This is a genomic window from Nitrospira sp., from assembly GCA_029194675.1.
GTDB lineage: Bacteria > Nitrospirota > Nitrospiria > Nitrospirales > Nitrospiraceae > Nitrospira_D.
This window is the reverse complement of record JARFXP010000002.1, coordinates 174,548-193,538: the sequence shown is the minus strand read 5'-3', so window position 1 is coordinate 193,538 and position 18,991 is coordinate 174,548. Positions and strand designations below refer to the sequence as shown.

Annotated in this window: 15 protein-coding genes; 2 read left to right on the top strand and 13 right to left on the bottom strand. The window is 56.5% G+C overall.

Features of this window, described 5'->3' with window-relative positions; translation table 11 throughout:
- Positions 1-160: 160 nt before the first annotated feature.
- From waaF to bamA, 13 genes are all read right to left on the bottom strand, one after another.
- Entirely contained in the window at positions 161-1,867 is a 1,707-nt protein-coding gene (gene waaF, locus P0120_09920; protein ID MDF0674634.1) for a lipopolysaccharide heptosyltransferase II, read from the bottom strand.
- A 4-nt stretch (positions 1,868-1,871) separates the two neighbouring features.
- Positions 1,872-2,963: a tetraacyldisaccharide 4'-kinase gene (gene lpxK, locus P0120_09915; GenBank protein MDF0674633.1), complete on the bottom strand. Its 1,092-nt coding sequence runs from the start codon at positions 2,961-2,963 to the stop codon at positions 1,872-1,874.
- A gap of 22 nt (positions 2,964-2,985) precedes the next feature.
- Positions 2,986-4,323: a 3-deoxy-D-manno-octulosonic acid transferase gene (locus tag P0120_09910; protein MDF0674632.1), complete on the bottom strand. Its 1,338-nt coding sequence runs from the start codon at positions 4,321-4,323 to the stop codon at positions 2,986-2,988.
- Positions 4,324-4,449: 126 nt separating this feature from the next.
- Positions 4,450-5,091, bottom strand: coding sequence for a lysophospholipid acyltransferase family protein (locus P0120_09905; GenBank protein ID MDF0674631.1), 642 nt, complete (start codon positions 5,089-5,091; stop codon positions 4,450-4,452).
- A gap of 20 nt (positions 5,092-5,111) precedes the next feature.
- Positions 5,112-6,857: a lipid A export permease/ATP-binding protein MsbA gene (gene msbA / locus P0120_09900; GenBank protein MDF0674630.1), complete on the bottom strand. Its 1,746-nt coding sequence runs from the start codon at positions 6,855-6,857 to the stop codon at positions 5,112-5,114.
- Positions 6,845-7,987, bottom strand: a complete 1,143-nt coding sequence (gene lpxB / locus P0120_09895) for a lipid-A-disaccharide synthase (GenBank protein MDF0674629.1) — start codon at positions 7,985-7,987, stop codon at positions 6,845-6,847. Before lpxB ends, msbA begins: the two co-directional genes overlap by 13 nt.
- 48 nt (positions 7,988-8,035) lie before the next feature.
- Positions 8,036-8,983, bottom strand: a complete 948-nt coding sequence (locus P0120_09890) for a Gfo/Idh/MocA family oxidoreductase (protein ID MDF0674628.1) — start codon at positions 8,981-8,983, stop codon at positions 8,036-8,038.
- 108 nt (positions 8,984-9,091) lie between these two features.
- Complete coding sequence (lpxI, locus tag P0120_09885) at positions 9,092-9,946, bottom strand: UDP-2,3-diacylglucosamine diphosphatase LpxI (protein ID MDF0674627.1); 855 nt, start codon at positions 9,944-9,946, stop codon at positions 9,092-9,094.
- A gap of 10 nt (positions 9,947-9,956) precedes the next feature.
- A complete protein-coding gene (gene lpxA / locus P0120_09880) occupies positions 9,957-10,775 on the bottom strand; it encodes an acyl-ACP--UDP-N-acetylglucosamine O-acyltransferase (protein ID MDF0674626.1) in 819 nt (272 codons plus the stop codon).
- Between the two features lie 113 nt (positions 10,776-10,888).
- Entirely contained in the window at positions 10,889-11,341 is a 453-nt protein-coding gene (gene fabZ / locus P0120_09875; GenBank protein MDF0674625.1) for a 3-hydroxyacyl-ACP dehydratase FabZ, read from the bottom strand.
- 38 nt (positions 11,342-11,379) lie between these two features.
- Complete coding sequence (locus P0120_09870) at positions 11,380-11,922, bottom strand: OmpH family outer membrane protein (protein ID MDF0674624.1); 543 nt, start codon at positions 11,920-11,922, stop codon at positions 11,380-11,382.
- A gap of 19 nt (positions 11,923-11,941) precedes the next feature.
- Positions 11,942-12,517, bottom strand: a complete 576-nt coding sequence (locus P0120_09865) for an OmpH family outer membrane protein (protein MDF0674623.1) — start codon at positions 12,515-12,517, stop codon at positions 11,942-11,944.
- A 13-nt stretch (positions 12,518-12,530) separates the two neighbouring features.
- Entirely contained in the window at positions 12,531-14,852 is a 2,322-nt protein-coding gene (gene bamA / locus P0120_09860) for an outer membrane protein assembly factor BamA (protein MDF0674622.1), read from the bottom strand.
- A gap of 497 nt (positions 14,853-15,349) precedes the next feature.
- On the opposite strand from bamA, the gene galU reads away from it, so the two are divergent.
- Together galU and lon are read left to right on the top strand one after the other, a co-directional pair.
- On the top strand, positions 15,350-16,246 hold the full coding sequence (gene galU / locus P0120_09855) for a UTP--glucose-1-phosphate uridylyltransferase GalU (protein MDF0674621.1): 897 nt from the start codon (positions 15,350-15,352) through the stop codon (positions 16,244-16,246).
- Between the two features lie 247 nt (positions 16,247-16,493).
- The gene (lon, locus tag P0120_09850) at positions 16,494-18,989 is read left to right on the top strand and encodes an endopeptidase La (GenBank protein ID MDF0674620.1); all 2,496 of its coding nucleotides are present in this window, start codon (positions 16,494-16,496) and stop codon (positions 18,987-18,989) included.
- The last annotated feature ends 2 nt before the right edge of the window (positions 18,990-18,991 follow it).

Here is an 18,991-nt window from a genome sequence, read left to right as displayed (position 1 = left end):
AGGAATCGAACAGGCGTTCACTGGCCGGCTCACTGCCATCTTCCTCTCTCCCAGCACAACACAGCCGACTCCTTCGTCGCATTGCCACCGACACAACTTACGCCGGCTCTTCAGCCGACACAAGCCGGGCCGAATAGAGCCTCTCCATCTCCATCCGTGCTCACGGATGCGTGACCTGACGCTCGCCGATCTGTGCGGACAACCGGCTCGCATCGGACAAGAGCCAATCAGCAGCCTCCGTCAACGAAGACGCGATCCAATCTGGAGCCGGCCCTGAAACTTTCAGTCTTTCTGCTTCCTGTGGGGGAACGACTCCAGTCGTCACCAAAACACTTCGCGCCCCAATACGCTTCGCCAACTCGATATCGCGGATGTGATCGCCGATCAGGTAGGATCGATCAAGATTCACCTCCCATTCTCGGACCGCTTGGTCGATCATCCCACGGTTCGGCTTTCGACAGTCGCAACCGTCGTCAGGATGGTGAGGACAGGAATAGATCGCATCGAGTGACGCACCAGCAGCACCGATAAGACCCTGTAGCTTCATGTGCACGGCATCGAGGTCATCGCGCGTCAAGAATCCCCGCGCGATCCCCGATTGATTGGTGACGACGATCAATCTGGCACCGGCCCGCTTCAGCCTGGCGAGGGCCTCAGGCACCCCTGGGAACAGCTCAAACTGATCGATGGACTTGATATAGCCGGGATCGGGGTTGAGCGTTCCGTCTCTATCGAGAAAGATGGTGTAGCCGGCCAATGGAGTGGGAACGTTAGAATGTTCAAAAGTTGAGGCCCATTCTCGTTCAGGCTTCTCACTTTCCAACTTTTCAACTTTCACGACTTGGATCGCAGCCTCATACACTTTCTCCACCGACACTCTCGTCATGCAACGGTGATCGATCGGACATTCCCTGAGGAGACAGGGCGCACAGTCTACGGCTTCCCGCACAATCGACCGTTCCTGTCCATAGGGAGCGGTGGTGCGCCAGTCCGTCGGACCGAATACCGCCACAACCGGCACAGTGAAAGCCGCCGCAATATGCATCGGCCCTGTATCGTTCGTAATCAGCAAGCGACAACGCTTCACCACCGCCATGAGCTCCCGAATGGTCGTCGCACCGGATAAGACCGCCGATCGTCCGCCAAGCTGAGTCGCAATGTCCTCCCCCAGTGATTCTTCTCCCTTTGCTCCAAGGATGACCACTGCGACATGCGCGTTCTCAGTCTGTTCCAATCGCCGCACAAGTCGCTTCGCGACTTCGGCAAATCGGTCTGACAACCACCGCTTGGCGCTGCCATAGATTGAGCCGGGGTTGATACCGATAATGATGTCCGACGAGCAGATACCGACGGAGACAAGCCGTACATCGACCTTTCGATCCTCATCTGCCGAAACGAGCAACGTGGGGAGAGTAGCTCCACCAGCCAGTCCCAATGGTCTCAACAAGTTCCAGTAGTACTCGACTTGATGCACCGGCACCGGGCCTTTGGGAACGGCAACAGGTTCGGTCAGGAATAGGACTCTCCCATCGGTTGCATAGCCATATCGCCGTGGGATGCCGGCGAGCCACGCAAGGAATGCGGCTTCGAACGCGTTCTGAAACAGTACCGCCAAATCGAAACGCTGCCGTCGCAACGTACCGGCGAGCGACCACTTTCCCGACATCCCCGCATGAGCTCCCTTGTCATCGTACCGCAGCACGGAATTAATCCCCGGCTGGGCGATGAATAGCTCAGCAATGGCAGGTTTAGCGAGCATCGTCAATTCTGCCTCGGGGAACAGAGACCGCAGCCCACGAACAGCCGGTTCGCACATGACGGCATCGCCGATCCAATTCGGTGCCCGCACCAGGATTTTGCGAGGCACATTCCTATGCACGAGACCCCACTTGTTCTCTCTCACCCTGTAACGGCCCATCGATTAACCTGTGCAGCCGCTCTTCCCCGCGCACGACTTTCGTCTCAAGGCGAAGCATCCACCAAGGGTCGCTTGGGGTGAGCAAGGGGAGCAGCTTCCCTCCATCCTTCTCAGTCGTCAGAACGATCTCGCCGCTGGTGGCCTGTAGATCGGCACGAATCTTCTCAATATCGCTGTGCTGATAGCCGTGATGATCTTCAAAGGCGGTCTCACCCAGGATCTCAACCCCCATGGATTCGGCTGATCGACGGAATGATCGACTATTCCCTATGCCGCTGACCAACCACATTTTTTTTCCTCGGCACCGTTCAACCGGTTGCCGCTCACCCGAAACGAGCGACAGGACGGACTCCGGTCGAAACACAACTTCAACGGCGGCTTCGGGTAAACATGAAATCGTTCGCAATCGACCATGGATCGCATCCACATCATGACGCGAATCGGCACGGGTAATCACAACCCCACTGGCTCGACCAAGCTCCGTCAAGGGTTCCCGTAGTCTTCCGGCCGGAAGCATCGCATCAAGTCCTGCGATATCGGTGGCATCCAGCAACACAAGATCGACATCACGATGAAGTGCACGATGTTGAAAGCCGTCATCTAGAACGATGCAGTCGACCGGATACCGATCCAACACCCACCGACCAAGCGCGACCCGATCGGCTCCCACCGCCACAATGGCGTGGGGGCAACGTTGCGCCATGAGGAATGGCTCATCACCCGCCTCCAATGGGCCAGCCAAGATTCGAGAACCATCAGACACAAGAAGTTGCCGTACCTTACTCGTCCGTTTGTATCCCCGGCTCAAGATCGCCACTCTCCGCCCTTTGGCCGACAGATGGCCCGTCAGGAGAATGACGATGGGAGTTTTTCCTGTCCCCCCCACCGTAAGATTGCCCACGCTCACCACACGACAGGGCAGCCGTGTGGTACTGAGCCACCCTTTCCGATAGCACCACAGCCGAAATCGGATGATCAGGCCGTACAACCCGGCAACCCAGTAAAGCCCTTTACGGACCGGTTGTCCAGGCTGCAAGAATGCCATGTTACGGTTTGGCCATCAGAGGTCACGGCCCCGTTGCCACACACGAGTCGGAATACGAAGGGGCCGCAAGGAGACAGGTTTCAATGAACTCCAGACTCCGTGTCAGTGCGCCTTGATTGTCCAATACCGCCCGCCTTGCAGCCTGGCCTACCTGATATCGAATTTCAGGCTGACCTAACCATTCTTCAAGAGATGCGACAAGATCCTTCTCTCCCGTCACTCGTCGACCTCCTCCGGCTTCGGATAAGAGCGTGGCGACCTCCGCACAATGGTCTGTATGGGGCCCAAACATGACAGGTGTGCCCCACACAGCCGGCTCCAACAAATTATGCCCACCCACGGGAACCAGAGTCCCGCCGACGAATGCCACGACAGCTTCTCGATACGCGCGAGACAACTCTCCTCTGGTATCCAAGATGACCACGCGAGGGCCGGATTGCTTCTCCTGAATCCGACTCCTCCGCTGGACGACCACTCCCGCTTCTCGAAGCGCCGCTTCGACTCGTTCCGTCCGCTCGATATGGCGCGGCGCCAACATCAACACCGTTGCGGGATAGGTCTTCACAATCTGGCGGTAAGCCAAGACCAGCAACTCTTCCTCTCCGGGATGCGTACTGCCGGCGAGAATCAACTGTTCCCGTTCATCGATCCCGAAGCTTCCGCGGAGCGACTCATCCGATCGAACGTCCGGCAGCGGTTGATCAAACTTGATGTTGCCGGTCACGTGAACCCGCGTCGGGTCGGCCCCCAATGCAACCAGACGATCCCCATCCCTATCGGTTTGCATCAGACAGAGCGTTAATGTCTGAAGCACGGAGCGATAGAAGGACCGAATCATGGGCAAATCCTGACGGCGAAAGGACCGGGAAGACAACCGCCCATTCACCAATACAGAGGGCACATCCTGATCTCGTAATGTCCACAGTAAGTTCGGCCATATTTCGGTCTCAACGAACAGATAGAGCATTGGACGCAGGCGCCGAACCATACTTGCCACGGCCCAGGGAAAATCCAGCGGAGCGTATCGATGTTCGGCGATGCCCCCTAAACGTTGTTCGACCGCCTCACGTCCGGTCTCGGTCACCGTCGTCACGATGTAGTGAAACTCGGGATGGCGCTCGTGCAGTGCCTTCACGAGGGGCGCTGCCGCCACCACTTCACCGAGCGACACCGCATGAATCCAGATGACTGGTTGATCTGGTCTATTTGGTCTGTCTTGTCTATCTCGTCGACCGGACAGACCTCCTTCCAATCCGAGCCTTTGCGCCAACCCCGGCCTGCAACGTGGCTTGGCTAGGAGGACGCCCACAATCACAGGGGTCGCGAAAAGGAGGCCGATGTTATAGAGAAGCTTCCACATGAATACACCGCCGACCGTCACTCGTCATACGCCAAGCGTAGAATGACCCGAAGCATCGCCTCTGAGCTACGCATGACGGTTAACGAACAACGTCTTGTTCCGCTTGATCCGTCAGGCGATTGAGGATCATCTCAAGCTCCAGGCGAGCCGTCTCGAGTGAGGCTTCATCGGCTTCGCGCGAGATCCAGAGCGGATTCCCATAAAGAAAGAGACCTCTGGAAAACGGGTATGGGACCATGTAGCGATCCCAGCTCGCAAAGAGTTTTTTTTTGAACAGGCAAAGGCCGCCGGCACGATTGGAAGGCCTGTCGCCTTGGCCAGATGAATCACTCCCGGCTTTGCGACATGCTGCGGCCCCCTGGGGCCATCGGGCGTCACCGCGATATCCCGACCTGACCGTGCAAGCTTGATCAGGGCCCGAAGGGCGCCGGCCCCTCCACGCGTACTCGACCCACGGACAGCTTCGTGGCCGAACCTCGCAACGATTCGAGCGATGATTTCCCCGTCTCCATGTCGGCTGATGAGCACGTGCAAACCTCTTCCTCGATAACCGATCGGAGTCATCAACTGCTGGGCATGCCAAAACGCGAAAATGACGTTTCGTCCCTCCCGATACAACCCATCGAGCGCTTCGTGACCACGACTATCCCAGCGCATCGACCATGCGACGCCCCGAATGACCGCGGCACAGACCGGCGGCACCAGAGAGAATTTCACCCACTGTTCGGCGCGCTTCTTCAGACTCTTTTCACGCTCAGCACTCGGCACTCCCCCACCCCCTCACGTCCTCACACATTGGTCACATCCTGAAATTGCATGGCATGCAGCCGATGATAGACTCCCCCCTGTCGAAGCAGTTCCTCATGAGAGCCCATTTCAACGATAGCCCCTCGGTCAAAAACGATGATTCGATCCGCGTTTTGAATGGTCGAGAGCCGATGTGCAATCACCAGGGTGGTTCGATTCTTCATCAAATTGCCCAAAGCCAACTGTACGATCCGTTCAGACTCGGTGTCGAGTGCCGATGTCGCTTCATCGAGGATCAGCAGCGGCGGGTCACGAAGAATGGCTCGAGCGATCGCCAAACGTTGCCGCTCGCCGCCCGAGAGCTTGAGGCCGCGTTCCCCGATGACCGTATCGTATCCTTCCGGCAGGCGGAGAATAAAGTCGTGGGCATAGGCCGATTTGGCCGCCTGCTCGACGTCGGCCTGGCCGGCGCCGGTCCTTCCGAACGCGATGTTGCTTCGGACGGTATCATCGAACAAGACGATTTCTTGCGAAACGATTCCGATATGGGCCCTCAGCGATTGTAACTCGTAGGAGGTCAAGGGGATGCCGTCTATGTAAATGCCGCCCACCGTCGGTTCATAGAAGCGCGGCAGCAAACTGACCAACGTGGTCTTTCCGCTTCCGCTGCTGCCAACGAGCGCCACCACTTCGCCGGGCTTAATCGTGAGATCCACATCGGTCAGAGCCGGGGCCGTCTGATTCTCATATCGCAGGGAGACGCCCTGAAATTCGATGGCTCGTTTGATCCCAGCCAGCGGGACCATACCGCGGTTCTGAGACTGCTCGGTTTCCAAGTCCAGCACGTCGAAGACCCGCTCAGCCGCCGCCAGCGCCTGTTGAATCAAATTGTTGGCGCCCGATAGTTTTTTGATCGGGGTATAGGCCATAAACATCGCCGCCAGGAACGAGAAAAAGGCGCCGGGAGTCATCGCCTCATGAATAACCAGATAGCCTCCGTACCAAATAATGGTTGCGACACCGATCACTCCGATGATTTCCATGTGCGAGTGGCCGAGCGACCAGACCTGGTTGGACTTCAACGTGGTCGAGAGAAAGGTCTGGTTTCGCTCCTTGAATCGTTCAGCCTCCGCCTCCTCCCGCCCGAACGCTTTCACGACCCGGATGCCCGCGAACGTTTCTTGGAGCGTTGAGGCCATGTCCCCCATTTGCTCCTGTCCGCTGGTCGCCAGCCGCTTCAATCGTTTTCCCACCCGTACCATCGTCAGTGCCGACAGCGGGATCACGACCAGTGAGATCGCCGCCAACCTCCAATTCTGATAGATGATGACTCCGACCATCGCCAGAAACGTGAGCCCGTTCTGGAAAATGTCTTTGACGACGCTCGATGCGGCATTTGCCATCATCCCCACATCATTCACGACCCGCGAGACCAGGCGTCCCGAGGTATTGGCGTCATGAAATCCGACAGACAGCCGCATAAGCTGTTGGAACAATTGTTGTCGGATGTCCGCCACGACCCCGTTGCCGACATAGGCCATCAAATATCCCACGCCGTAGCTGAATAGGGCCTTGAGAGTCGCGACCGCCAAGAGCGCCAGGGGCAGCACCAGCAACATCTGTTCGTTTTTCTCGATGAAGATATCGTCCAAAACCGGGCGTGCAAGCCAGGCATAGGCCCCGCTGAGCAGTGCCACGAGACCTGAGCAGACGAAGGCTGCCACGAACCGCATACGGTACGGCTTCACATACCTCATAAGCCGCTTGAATCGCCCTAGGCCTGACATGCCGTCAACACCACCTCCGCAGCTCTGGCTGACGCACCCGGTTCACCCAAAGCGGCCCGAACCTTTGCCAACTCCCGTTTCATCTCATCGTACGCCGGTCGATCGTCCAAGATCCGAAGCGCCTCTTCATACAATCGTTGCCCCGTCGCAGCCGATTGGATCAGCTCCGGCACGATCGTCCGGCCAGCCACCAGATTGACCAGCCCGATCCATTTGACTCGAATGACGAAACGAATCACCACATTCGCAAACCAAAAGGTCAGCGGTGTGGTTCGGTAGAACAACACCATAGGAGTGCCGACCACAGCCGCTTGCAGCGTGGCCGTACCCGAAGCCACCAGCACAAGGTCCGACAACGCCATCACTTCGGCGGCCTGCTCCTTTACCAGCACGATAGGAACGGGGCTTCGACTCAGGAGAGGCTGCAACAGATTATCGTGTATGGTGGAGGCCTGCGCCAGGATAAACTTCGTTTTGGGTTCCCTGCGCGCCAATTTCTCTACAGCCTCGATGAGGATCGGCAGCAGCACCTGCACTTCATGAGGCCGGCTCCCAGGCAACAAGGCAATCACGCGTTCGTCATCGGAGAAACCGAATGTGCCGCGTAGCTCCTTCCGATCATAGCGGCCTGCGACCGCATCCAATATGGGATGGCCGACAAACGTACACCGTACACCCGCTTTGTCGTAGAGGGTCTTCTCAAACGGAAGTATGACCAGGACGTGATCGACACGCTGTTTGATCCAACGAATTCGCCAAGGCGCCCAGGCCCAAATCTGTGGCGCGATATAGTACACCACCCGCAAGCCGGCCGCTTTGGCAAAATATGCAAGGCGCATATTGAGTCCCGGATGATCGATAAACACCACCGTATCCCATTGTTTCGATCGGAATAACCGCCGCATCGTGATCAACCGCCGTATGATCGACAGCAAGACGAAGGGGCCGACCATACCGATGACGTCGAATCGCCCCATTTCTTCCACTAATCGAACACCGGCCGCCTCCATCGCACGACCACCGATTCCTGCTAACGAGACCTGGGGATCATGAGCTTTCAGCGCTTTGGCAAGATTGGCTCCGTGAAGGTCGCCGGAAGCTTCACCGGAAATAATCAGAATACGGGCCATGATGATCTACGAAGATGCAGGCTGTGATGACGATCCGCAAGCGGCGTCCTATGCATTGCGTTGGAGAAACTCTTTGATTGCGGACAGCACCAGATGACCAACTTCCAGAGCGGCTGCCCCGTCTTCGCCCGATACCACCGGGCATGATTCCGTCCGGATCGCATGCAGAAACGATTCAAGTTGTAATTTTAGGGGCTCGGCGTCGCCGGCTTTAAACTCTTCAACGGTCACCCTCGGTTTTTGGCCCGGCTCAGCCGACCGGCGCCCGATCATGCCCTGACGGGACTGAAAATCCATCGACACATAACTGTCACGCTGGAACAAACGCAACCGCCTCATGCTGTGTAAAGAAACTCGGCTCGCAGTTAAATTGGCGACACACCCGCTTCTAAATTGAATGCGTGCATTCGCGATATCGCTGATTGAGGAGAGCACCGGCACTCCGGCAGCCCGCACTTCTTCCACCGGCCCTGGATTGAAGGACAAGATCAGGTCCAGATCGTGAATCATCAGATCCAGCACGACATCGACGTCGGTGCCCCGCTCATTGTACGTGCCGAGCCGGTGACATTCGAAAAACACCGGCCGCTGGATATGCGGCCGCATCATCTGCATGATGGGATTGAACCGCTCGCTATGGCCCACTTGCAGCCAGCGCCCCTTGACCTTCGCCAAGTCCACAAGTTCCTGTGCCTCGGATGGAAGTACGGTGATAGGCTTCTCAATCAGAACGTGTTTTCCGGCTTCAAGGCAGACTTTGGCGACGGAATAGTGAGCGGAGGTAGGGACGGCAACACTCACGACATCGACCTGCTTCAAGAGTTCGGGGAGACGGTCGAAAACTTGTGCGTTGTGCCGATCGGCGATGAGTCGAGCCCGTTCGGGGTCTTGATCGACCACGCCCACCAACGTCGAGTCGGCCAGCGTGGCATACAGCCGCGCATGGTGCCGTCCCAGATGCCCGACCCCGATGACACCGGCACGAAGCTTGGTCATACACCTCTATTTTTGTCTGAATTTGAGGAGCTATTGATCTGACGATGTGTTGAATTCCGGGAATCAATAGATCAACAGATCTTCAGATTCCGAAACTTCTCCGTTGACTCAGGTCCCCGCGCTCGCTTCTTCTTCGCGAGCAAGGCCGACGACGGCGATTCCGGCGTCCTCCGCGTTGCTGATCAGCAATTCTCGATCCAGGATCACGGATCGGCCGGCCTCGACCGCAAGCACCGAGGCCTTGACGGAACGCATGACCGCGATCGTCCTGGGACCGACTGCCGGCAGGTCAAACCGGAGATCCTGCTGTGGCTTGCTCCGCTTCACCACCACCGCACCATCCTTGGCCAATTCGCCTCCCCGCTTGATCGCTTCATCGGTTCCTTCGACCGCTTCGACCGCCACGACGACACGGTCTTTAATCACGACACATTGGCCGATGTCGAGGCGCCCAGTCTCCTTGGCCACGTCCCAACCATAGCGGATGTCGACCCACTCTTTCTTGCTCGGCTGGCGGGAAGTGAGCGTGCCTTCCTGAACCAAGATCCCTTCCAGACCGAACGTCGACTCACAGATAGTGATTCCATCTTTCTCGAGTTCCGCCGCGAGGGCGCGGAGGATATCATCATCCTTCCAAAGAACCAATTTCGCGGCCAGAGCCAGCACGCGAAAATCAGGACGTGCATGGCTATAGACATGCGTTTTCTTGATGCCTCCCAACATGACCACTTTCCGGACCCCGTCGGACTTGAATGCGTTGATCAGCTTATTGAGTTGGCCAATCTTGACCCAATGGATTCGATCGACATGCTGTTCGAGCTCCGGTTCGGTTTCGCCCTCGTGAGCCACCGCGAATACTTGCAACCCCATCTTGCGGGCGTTATCCGCAAAGATGATCGGAAATCGTCCATTCCCGGCGATCACCCCGATTCGTCCGTCGAGTATTGGCATGGTCAGGTACATAGTGCTGCCATCACATTTGTTGATCGAACTCGCGCTCCATATCCAGGCTGACAGCCCGCGAGATTCCACGTTTGGTGCCCTCCATAAACGTCAGAATCTTGGCTACATCGGCCTGTCCCTTGAATTCCTTTTTGGCCAGCCGAATCGCCTCAGCCGTTCGGTGGCCGGATCGGAAGAGCAGGTCAAAAGCCTTCTTCAGCAGGGCGATGCGATCGGCAGAAAAACCATGGCGCTGCAGGCCGACCGAATTGAGACCGTACAGATGGGCACGGTACCCGCCGGCTGCCAACGCAAATGGAGGAATATCCTGACCAATCGCGCAACAACCGCCGACCATCACATAGTCTCCGACGCGCACAAACTGAAGAATACCGGTCAATCCTCCGATGACGGCATGATCACCGATGGTGATGTGTCCGGCAAGACTTGCCGCATTGGCCATAATAATATCGTTACCGAGCCGGCAATCATGCGCCACATGCACATAGGCCATCAGAATGTCCCTCGATCCAAGAGAGGTCACTCCACCCCCTTGGACGGTTCCCCGGTTGATCGTGACGTACTCCCTGATAATGTTGTCATGACCGATGTTGACCTTGGTCGGTTCCCCCTTATACCCAAGGTGTTGTGGAGGCCCTCCGATCGAAGCAAACGGGTGCACTTCGTTCCGCTCCCCAATCTCCGTCCACCCATCGATCGTCACATGGGAGAGCAATCGGCTTCCCTTTCCGATCGCGACATGCTCCCCGATTACACAGAATGGCCCGATCTCAACGTCACCATCGAGACTCGCCTTGGGATGAACGATCGCTGTAGGATGTATCTTCACGCATGCCCCCTTTACTTGCGCCGGACATCACCGATCATTGGTCAGCCACTGAATCACTGCCTTGCTCACCACTCCACCTTACGTATCGAGGAATGAAGAACGATCAGGACCGCCTACCGTGTTTCCGTCTTCTCTTCCATCACCATCGCCGTCACTACGGCTTCACAGACCACCTCATTGTCTACGTATGCCTTTCCTTGCATTCTCCAGAACGGAGGACGCTTCTTGATTACTTCGATCTCAAGACGGAGCTGATCGCCCGGCACCACCGGTCGCCGGAATTTTGCCTCGTCGATACCAGTCAGATACATGACGGTTTTACCGACCGATCCCCCCGACTTGAAGACCAGCACGCCGCCTGCCTGTGCCAGGGCCTCGACAATCAGCACTCCCGGCATCACAGGGCGGCCGGGGAAATGTCCTTGAAAGAACGGTTCATTCACCGTCACGTTTTTGAACCCAATGATCCTCTGATGCGGTTCAAACTCTTTGATTCGATCCACCAGCAAGAACGGGTACCGGTGGGGAAGTAACGCCTGAATCTCAGCCTGCTCGACCGATGCCATTGGCTCTGCCTCCTCTCTGCCCCAGGTGGTTCTGGGTCTCACGGGTTCTGTCGATCAAATTCCTTGACGACCGCGTCCGTCACGTCCAGCGCCGGCTGATAATAGAGAACGATGCGGATCATCGCCTCGTTGCCTTTATCGAAGATGGCCGTATACCCCTCTTTCTGAGCCACAGCCTTCGCTGCCGCGGCGATCTTTTGCGCAAATTCCGCGACCATCTCGCGCTGTTTTTGTTGGACTTCACGATTAAACTCTTGCAGGCGGCGCTGATACGCCTCCATCTTGCTCCGCAACTGCTCCTCTTTCTCCTGTCTTGTCTGGTCGGTGAGTTTGGCGGTCGGATCTTGTAAGGACTGTTGCAGATCCTTGAGGTCTTGTTCATCCGAATTGATGATCTTCTGTCTGGTCATGGAATATCCCTTCACATCTTCCAAGGCCAGCTTGCCGCCCTTCGTCCGTTCCATCACCATCTGTTGATCCATGACCCCGATCCTGAGCGCGTCCCCAGCGAAGAGCGGCTCCACCCACTGCACCAGCGATAACGCGATACCTACTATTATCACTCTCGCTGCCCCCGTCATAACCCACCTCCAGCAGATATTACGGATATTCGCGATTGAATTCCTCGATGACCGGACCTGAAATGTCCATGTCTGCTTCATGATAGATGGTCGGACCACCCTTGCTCTTATCAACGACAACCTGCAGCCCGAGACGCTTGGCGACCTTTGCGACGACCGTTTCGATCTTATCGCGAAACCCTTCCAGAACGTCTTTTTGTTTTTCCTGGACTTCCCGATTCAATTCCGAGGCCTTTTGCTGGTACTCTTGCATGCGCCGGCGAAACTGTTCTTCCCGATCTCGTTTCGCGGCGGGACTCAGGACGGAGGACTGCTTGGCAAAGTCCTCTTCCATCCTCCGCAACTCCTTTTCTTCCAATTCCATCAGTGCCTGTCGATTCTTCGAAAAGGCGGTCAGATTCTCTTTGGCTTTCTTGCCCGCGCTCGTCTCGTTGAGCAAGCGCTGTGAATTGATTACGCCGATCTTTGTGTCGATTTTACCCCCGCCTCCGGTACATCCACTGAGAACCAGCAGCATGGTGACCGAAGCCGACATCACCCCCCATTCGATCCGTCCCGCCGATTGCCTCCATCGAACCCCATTCCAACGTACCACGCCAAGGCTCCGACTAAAACAAGGTCCCGATCGTAAACTCGAACACGCCGACTCGTTCACCGGGTCGCGGGTCTAGGTTGATCCCATAGGCGACACGCAAGGGACCGAAGGGAGAAATCCAGCGTCCCTCTATACCGGCAGCAGGTCTCAACTTGAACGACCACGGCACACCGTTGTCAAAACCCTCCCCGTAGTCGAAAAAGAGCACACCGTTCAATTTCGCCTCGGCGGAGATCGTAAAGATCAACTCGTTGTTGAAGATCAATTGTCTGACCGCGCCGTAGGGGGCATGGGTCGTGGGGACTGTGGGACCGGCTCGTCCGAAGGCAAACCCACGCACCGTATTGATGCCTCCCACGAAAAACCGTTCATTCAGTGGAGTGTCTGTTCCTCCCAGCGCCTCGAGCGCTCCCATGCGAGCCCGCACCGCAATCCTCATATCAAAGGGGAGGGGCGTGTATTTGACCACGTCCACATAATATTTGATGAAATTGTAGGTGCCCCCCAGATAGGGTGTTCCGACATCAAACCCTCCGCCGGCGCGCCAGCCGCTTCTGGGATCGAGATAGTAGTCTCTGGTATCTCTGAACAGCGACGTCCGAAATCCTGTACTCGAGTTCGTCCCGAGCTGTTGACACACGATAGGAACCAGATCCGGACAGATACCGGGTTGAGGATCCCTGTAGGTGAGTATTTCTCCGAAGAGGCTGATACTGGTCGTCACATATTCCGATATCCAACGGCCGAGTGTGACGTTTCCGCCGGTTCGTTCCTCAAAATAACTCAGGTAATTCGTCATCGTGCGGTAGCCATCGATCTGCAGCGACGTCAATGAGTCGTACAGATAGGGATTGCGGAAGGTAATGGACCCGAGAGTTCTTCGCTGACCGAGTTGCCCGCGGACGCGCAGGAGATAGCCGTACCCGCCCAAGTTGGCTTGGGTGATATCGGCAACCGCCACGAGTTGGTCCAATGTGCTGAACCCGCCGCCGACGCTGAACATCCCGGTCGGCTTTTCCTTCACACGTACATTCAGATCGACCTTGTCCGGCGCGATTTGCGTCGGCAGGATCTCCACCGTCTCGAAGAAATTCAAGTTGTTCAATCGTTGGAAACTTCGCTTCAGGGAGGCGGTGTCGATCACATCCTGTTCGTCCACTCGTATTTCCCGCCGGATGACGTTGTCTCGAGTCTTATCATTGCCATAGATATTGATCTGTCGGATCCGCATCATCTGCCCTTCCTTGATGTTGAAGAGGATCCCGACCGTCCGTTCCTCATTGTTCGGATTCACGTTGGGTATGACTTCCGCAAACGCATACCCCCTGCTCCCATACAGCTCCGTGACTCGGGAAATCTCATCTCGGATTTTGGCACGCTGAAAAATTTCCCCCTCCTTCATCCTCAATCCCGCTCGAAGCTCCGACTCCTCAAACACCGTGTGCCCTCGAAACCCTATTTCTCCTATGGTGAACGGCTCTCCCTCGGTAATGTGGTAGGTGATGAGGAACCATTTTTTATCGTCGGTGAGCTCCACCGACGGCTGACCGACCCGAACATTGAAGTAGCCTTTGTTCAGCAGTACTTCCCTGATCCGCTCCACATCATTGGTCAGCTCTTCACGCTTCAAGACGCCCGCGTCGGACACCATCGAAGGCAACTTGAACCTCGTCACGAGCCCGTACCAAGGGATCCATTCCCGAGTCGACATGACATTGAGCATCTCGTTCTTCGTTGCCGCACGCAGCCCTTCGAATGTCACCGTCTTAACCTTAGCCTTCTCTCCCTCCGTAATATGGAAGGTCAGACGCTTTCGTTCCTCATCCAACGTCTCGATCACGGGAACAACCTGCGCGTTGAAATATCCCTCATGCTGGTAGGCCAAGCGAATGGCCTCGGCGCTTTCTTTCACCTGTTGTGGATCAAGAAATGCCTGGTTCTTGATGGTCGCTTTTTCCTTCAGCTTCTCGTCGGTCAACTGCTCGTTACCGTCGAAGACGATCTCGGTGATGAACGGCTTTTCCTGCACGACGAAGGTCACCGCCATCCCCTCGGCGATCGATTCTGTTTCAACCTGCACATCCTCGAAAAAACCCGTGTCGTAGAGAATCTTCACTTGTCCACGCACCGTTTCCGGAGAATAGCGGTCGCCGACCTTCAGTGTGAGCCGACCGGCAATCGCCGGAACTTCGATTCGTTTGGCTCCCCGAATTTCAATCGAAGCGACCTTGAGGTCTGGCGTCTGAGCGAGTGCTTCGACCACGCACCACAACACAGAGACGACCACGACCGCGACCAGGAACGATCGAGGGCTGTAGACAGCATGCTCGGTCACCGATAAGGATTCCTGTGGCAAAGTATGGAGATGGGGCGTGCGGCTGGAACCATGACACAGGTCCTCTCCGTTGTCGACCGTACGCCGGTTCTCTACGAGTCCGTCCCTCCCGCTCAGGAGAACACGTTGAACCGCAAAAGGATTCTTGTCGGGAATCCACAGCCCGGCAGCTCTACCACGCCAACATCCTTGCACCACCCGCCCGCGCAAAACTTTCGGATTATATTGAGCCCATCCCGCATTGTAAAGCAGCGTCCTCCGCTCCGATCGACTTTTCCGATTCGAGGCGCGTACATCTTGCTTTGCTCTGCACCGGACGTTCCCAGGGATCGCATCGATCGTGACGGTCACCCGCCATTCCGCAGAATCGGCACGGCACAGGTCTCGTCCATGAGCATCGTTCGTGTCTGCTTTTTATCTGAACGACAACGTCGCCTCGGATGAGATGAGTTCGTTGGTTTCTTGACTTCATACACCCCATCACATAGTATCCTTCCATGTCACGTCTGACTGTCAGAAAAGCGATCATTCCCGCTGCCGGCCTTGGGACACGCTTCCTTCCTGCCACCAAGGCATCCCCCAAAGAGATGTTGCCGTTGGTCGACAAGCCGCTCATTCAATATACGGTCGAAGAAGCGGTGGCCTCTGGTATCGAGGACATCATAGTCATTACAGGCCGCGGGAAACGCGCTATCGAAGATCACTTTGATCGTTCGGTCGAGTTGGAAGAAAATTTGAAAGGCACCGGCAAGAGTCAGGTACTCCATCAAATCCGACAGATCTCGAACCTCGCGAATTTCTGTTACGTGCGGCAATCCGAAGCCCTCGGCTTGGGGCATGCCGTGTTGTGCGCGCAGCATCTGATCGGCGATGAACCCTTCGCCGTCATTCTCGGGGATGAAATCATCGACGCCGACGTCCCAGGGCTCGCGCAATTGATCCACATCTATAAAAAGCGGCATGGGGCAGTGCTCGGAGTGCAGGAGGTTCCCAAAGCAGATGTCAGCCGGTACGGAATTGTGACCCCAAAGCGCCTCGCTCACGGTCTGCATCGGGTTGAGGATTTGGTTGAGAAACCATCGCCGACCGATGCCCCATCCGCGCTCGCCGTGATCGGCCGGTATGTCCTTCCCCCTGAAATCTTTCCGATCCTGAGAAAAACCGCCCCTGGAAAGAACGGGGAAATTCAATTGACCGATGCACTCAAGACACTGGCAAAAAAAACTCCGATGTTTGCTCTGGAGGTGGAGGGACAGCGCCATGACGCCGGAGACAAATTGGGCTTTTTGATCGCCACTGTTGAGTTCGCGTTGAAGAACCCGGCACTAGGGTCAGAATTCCGCGACTACCTTTCGACCAGAATGCACACCGCATCGAATAATCGTCGAGGATGATCCCATCAGACATGATGGGCACTCGGTCGCGAGGTTCCCAGCAACAAGCATGCGGCACCCGGCTTGAGAGTGAACGGAGTGTCCGATCCGGTGCATGACGCAATCCCGATCGGTCGTTCAGTTCCAGAAGGATGGAACACCGAGTCTCATGGACGAGGGAAATCCTGCGCTCAAACGCATGATGAGTCGTTGCACAACCTGGTTCGTCGGACCCGCCACCGCTTAGCGATATAGAACAGGCAGGCACATGACCGACCCAAACGAACAAGAGATTCAGCCTCCACAAAACATCGAGGTTCCCGGTCAGCTCCCGCTGTTGCCGGTCCGAGATATCGTCGTCTTTCCGTATATGGTGCTTCCCCTTTTCGTCGGACGCGACATGTCGATCAAGGCCATCGAAGCAGCCCTTGCCGGCAATCGAATGATCTTCCTCGCGACTCAGAAAGCGCTCGACGTCGAAAATCCCGCTCCGAAAGACATCCATGCCATCGGCACCGTCGGCCTCATCATGCGGATGCTGAAACTGCCCGATGAACGCATCAAAATCCTGGTGCAAGGCATCGCCAAAGCGAAGATCACCAAATACATTCAGAACGACCCTTACTACTCCGTTCGGATCGACAAACTGATCGATACGAAACCGACGTCCACGGCCCTTGAGGCGGAAGCCGTCATGCGGACCGTGAAAGAACAGATCGAACGAATCGTGAGCTTGGGGAAAGTCTTGATCCCCGATGTCATGGTCGTCATCGAAAACCTCGAAGAGCCGGGCCGATTGGCCGACATGGTCGCCTCAAATCTCGGCCTCAAGGTCGACGCCACCCAAGCCGTCTTGGAAATCTCAGATCCGATTCAACGCCTTCGCCAAGTGAGCGACATTCTCGGGAAGGAAATCGAAGTCCTCTCCATGCAACAAAAGATTCAGGCGCAAGCCAAGGGCGAGATGGACAAGACTCAACGGGAGTACTTTCTGCGGGAACAACTGAAGGCCATTCAAAAGGAGTTGGGTGAACTCGATGAGCGGGCGGAAGAAATCACGGAATTCCGCAAGCGCATCAAAGATGCCAAGATGCCCGACAAGGTACTGAAAGAATCGGAAAAACAGCTCAAGCGTCTCGAAAAGATGCATCCGGATACCGCCGAATCCGCGACGGTGCGGACCTATCTGGAATGGATGGTCGAATTGCCATGGTCGAAGCGGTCGAAGGATAACCTCGATCTGAAGGCCGCCGCCAAGGTATTGAACGACGACCACTATGACCTCGAAAAGGTCAAGGAGCGGATTCTCGAATACCTGGCCGTCCGCAAGCTGAAAGAGAAGATGAAGGGGCCGATCCTCTGCTTCGTCGGCCCACCGGGAGTCGGGAAAACATCGTTGGGAAAGTCGATCGCCCGTGCATTGGGGCGCGAGTTTGTACGTATCAGCTTGGGCGGCGTGCGGGATGAGGCCGAAATTCGCGGCCACCGCCGCACCTACGTCGGCGCATTACCGGGACGCATCATCCAGGGCATGAAGCAAGCGGGCACAGGCAACCCTGTATTCATGCTCGACGAGGTGGATAAGGTCGGGATGGATTTTCGGGGCGACCCCTCAGCAGCCTTGCTGGAGGTCCTCGATCCCGAACAAAACAGTGCTTTCACCGACCACTATCTCGGGGTCCCATTCGACCTCACCGAAGTGATGTTCATCACCACCGCGAATTTGATCGATCCGGTCCTTCCCGCGTTGCGCGATCGCATGGAGATCATCGAGATCCCCGGATATACCGAAGAAGAGAAACTCGGCATCGCCCAGAAATACCTGATTCCCCGGCAGCTCGAAGAGCACGGGATTACGAGCAAACATGTCCGCCTTACGGAGCCGGCGATCCGCCAGATCATTTCGCACTACACGCGCGAGGCCGGGGTACGGAACCTTGAGCGCGAGATCGCCAATGTGATGCGTAAGGTTGCAAAGAAAGTCGCCGAGGGCAAAGGTCTAGGATTTCCGATCGAGCCGTCCAATCTCCATAAATATCTGGGAGTGCCGAAATATGTGCCGGAAGCGGAACTCGAGAAGGACGAAATCGGTGTGGCGACCGGCCTAGCCTGGACGGAATCGGGTGGCGATGTGCTCTACATCGAGGCGACGGTGATGAAGGGGAAAGGCCAATTGACCCTCACCGGACACCTGGGCGATGTGATGAAAGAATCCGCGCAGGCGGCGCTCAGCTACGTCCGCTCACGAGAGAAAACCTTGCATCTCAGCCCCGCAATGTTCAGCAAACAAGACCTGCACATCCATGTGCCGGCCGGGGCTATTCCCAAAGACGGTCCTTCGGCCGGCATCACGATGGCCACCGCCATTGCCTCGGCATTTTCCGGTACTCCCGCAAGACGAGATTTGGCAATGACCGGAGAAATCACCTTGCGCGGCCGCGTGCTTCCGATCGGTGGACTCAAGGAAAAGATTTTGGCCGCAAAGCGGGCGAAGCTCACCACAGTGATCCTCCCACGTCGGAATAGGAAGGACCTGGAGGAAATCCCCAAACATCTCCTCAAAGGCATTCAATTGGCGTTCGTCGATACCATGGACGACGTCATGAAGATCGCCCTCCGCCGAAGCGTCAAGGCTTCACCGGCTTCCCGGAAACCATCGGCCCGTCCTGCGCCAACGCGCCTCCCCCTGCGATCCGGCAAAGGTCGGCGGTCGCACGAACTCCCTGCCTCGATGATGGCAAACCGAGAGCCCGCACGGTCATAGGA

What these genes read in the sequence shown, in the direction of transcription:
- P0120_09910 (MDF0674632.1), bottom strand. Translation starts at nt 4,323, where the DNA reads ATGTGGAAGCTTCTCTATAACATCGGCCTCCTTTTCGCGACCCCTGTG.
- lon (MDF0674620.1), top strand. Translation starts at nt 16,494, where the DNA reads ATGACCGACCCAAACGAACAAGAGATTCAGCCTCCACAAAACATCGAG.
- P0120_09890 (MDF0674628.1), bottom strand. Translation starts at nt 8,983, where the DNA reads ATGACCAAGCTTCGTGCCGGTGTCATCGGGGTCGGGCATCTGGGACGG.
- P0120_09870 (MDF0674624.1), bottom strand. Translation starts at nt 11,922, where the DNA reads ATGACGGGGGCAGCGAGAGTGATAATAGTAGGTATCGCGTTATCGCTG.
- msbA (MDF0674630.1), bottom strand. Translation starts at nt 6,857, where the DNA reads ATGTCAGGCCTAGGGCGATTCAAGCGGCTTATGAGGTATGTGAAGCCG.
- galU (MDF0674621.1), top strand. Translation starts at nt 15,350, where the DNA reads ATGTCACGTCTGACTGTCAGAAAAGCGATCATTCCCGCTGCCGGCCTT.
- lpxK (MDF0674633.1), bottom strand. Translation starts at nt 2,963, where the DNA reads ATGGCATTCTTGCAGCCTGGACAACCGGTCCGTAAAGGGCTTTACTGG.
- lpxI (MDF0674627.1), bottom strand. Translation starts at nt 9,946, where the DNA reads ATGTACCTGACCATGCCAATACTCGACGGACGAATCGGGGTGATCGCC.
- lpxB (MDF0674629.1), bottom strand. Translation starts at nt 7,987, where the DNA reads ATGGCCCGTATTCTGATTATTTCCGGTGAAGCTTCCGGCGACCTTCAC.
- fabZ (MDF0674625.1), bottom strand. Translation starts at nt 11,341, where the DNA reads ATGGCATCGGTCGAGCAGGCTGAGATTCAGGCGTTACTTCCCCACCGG.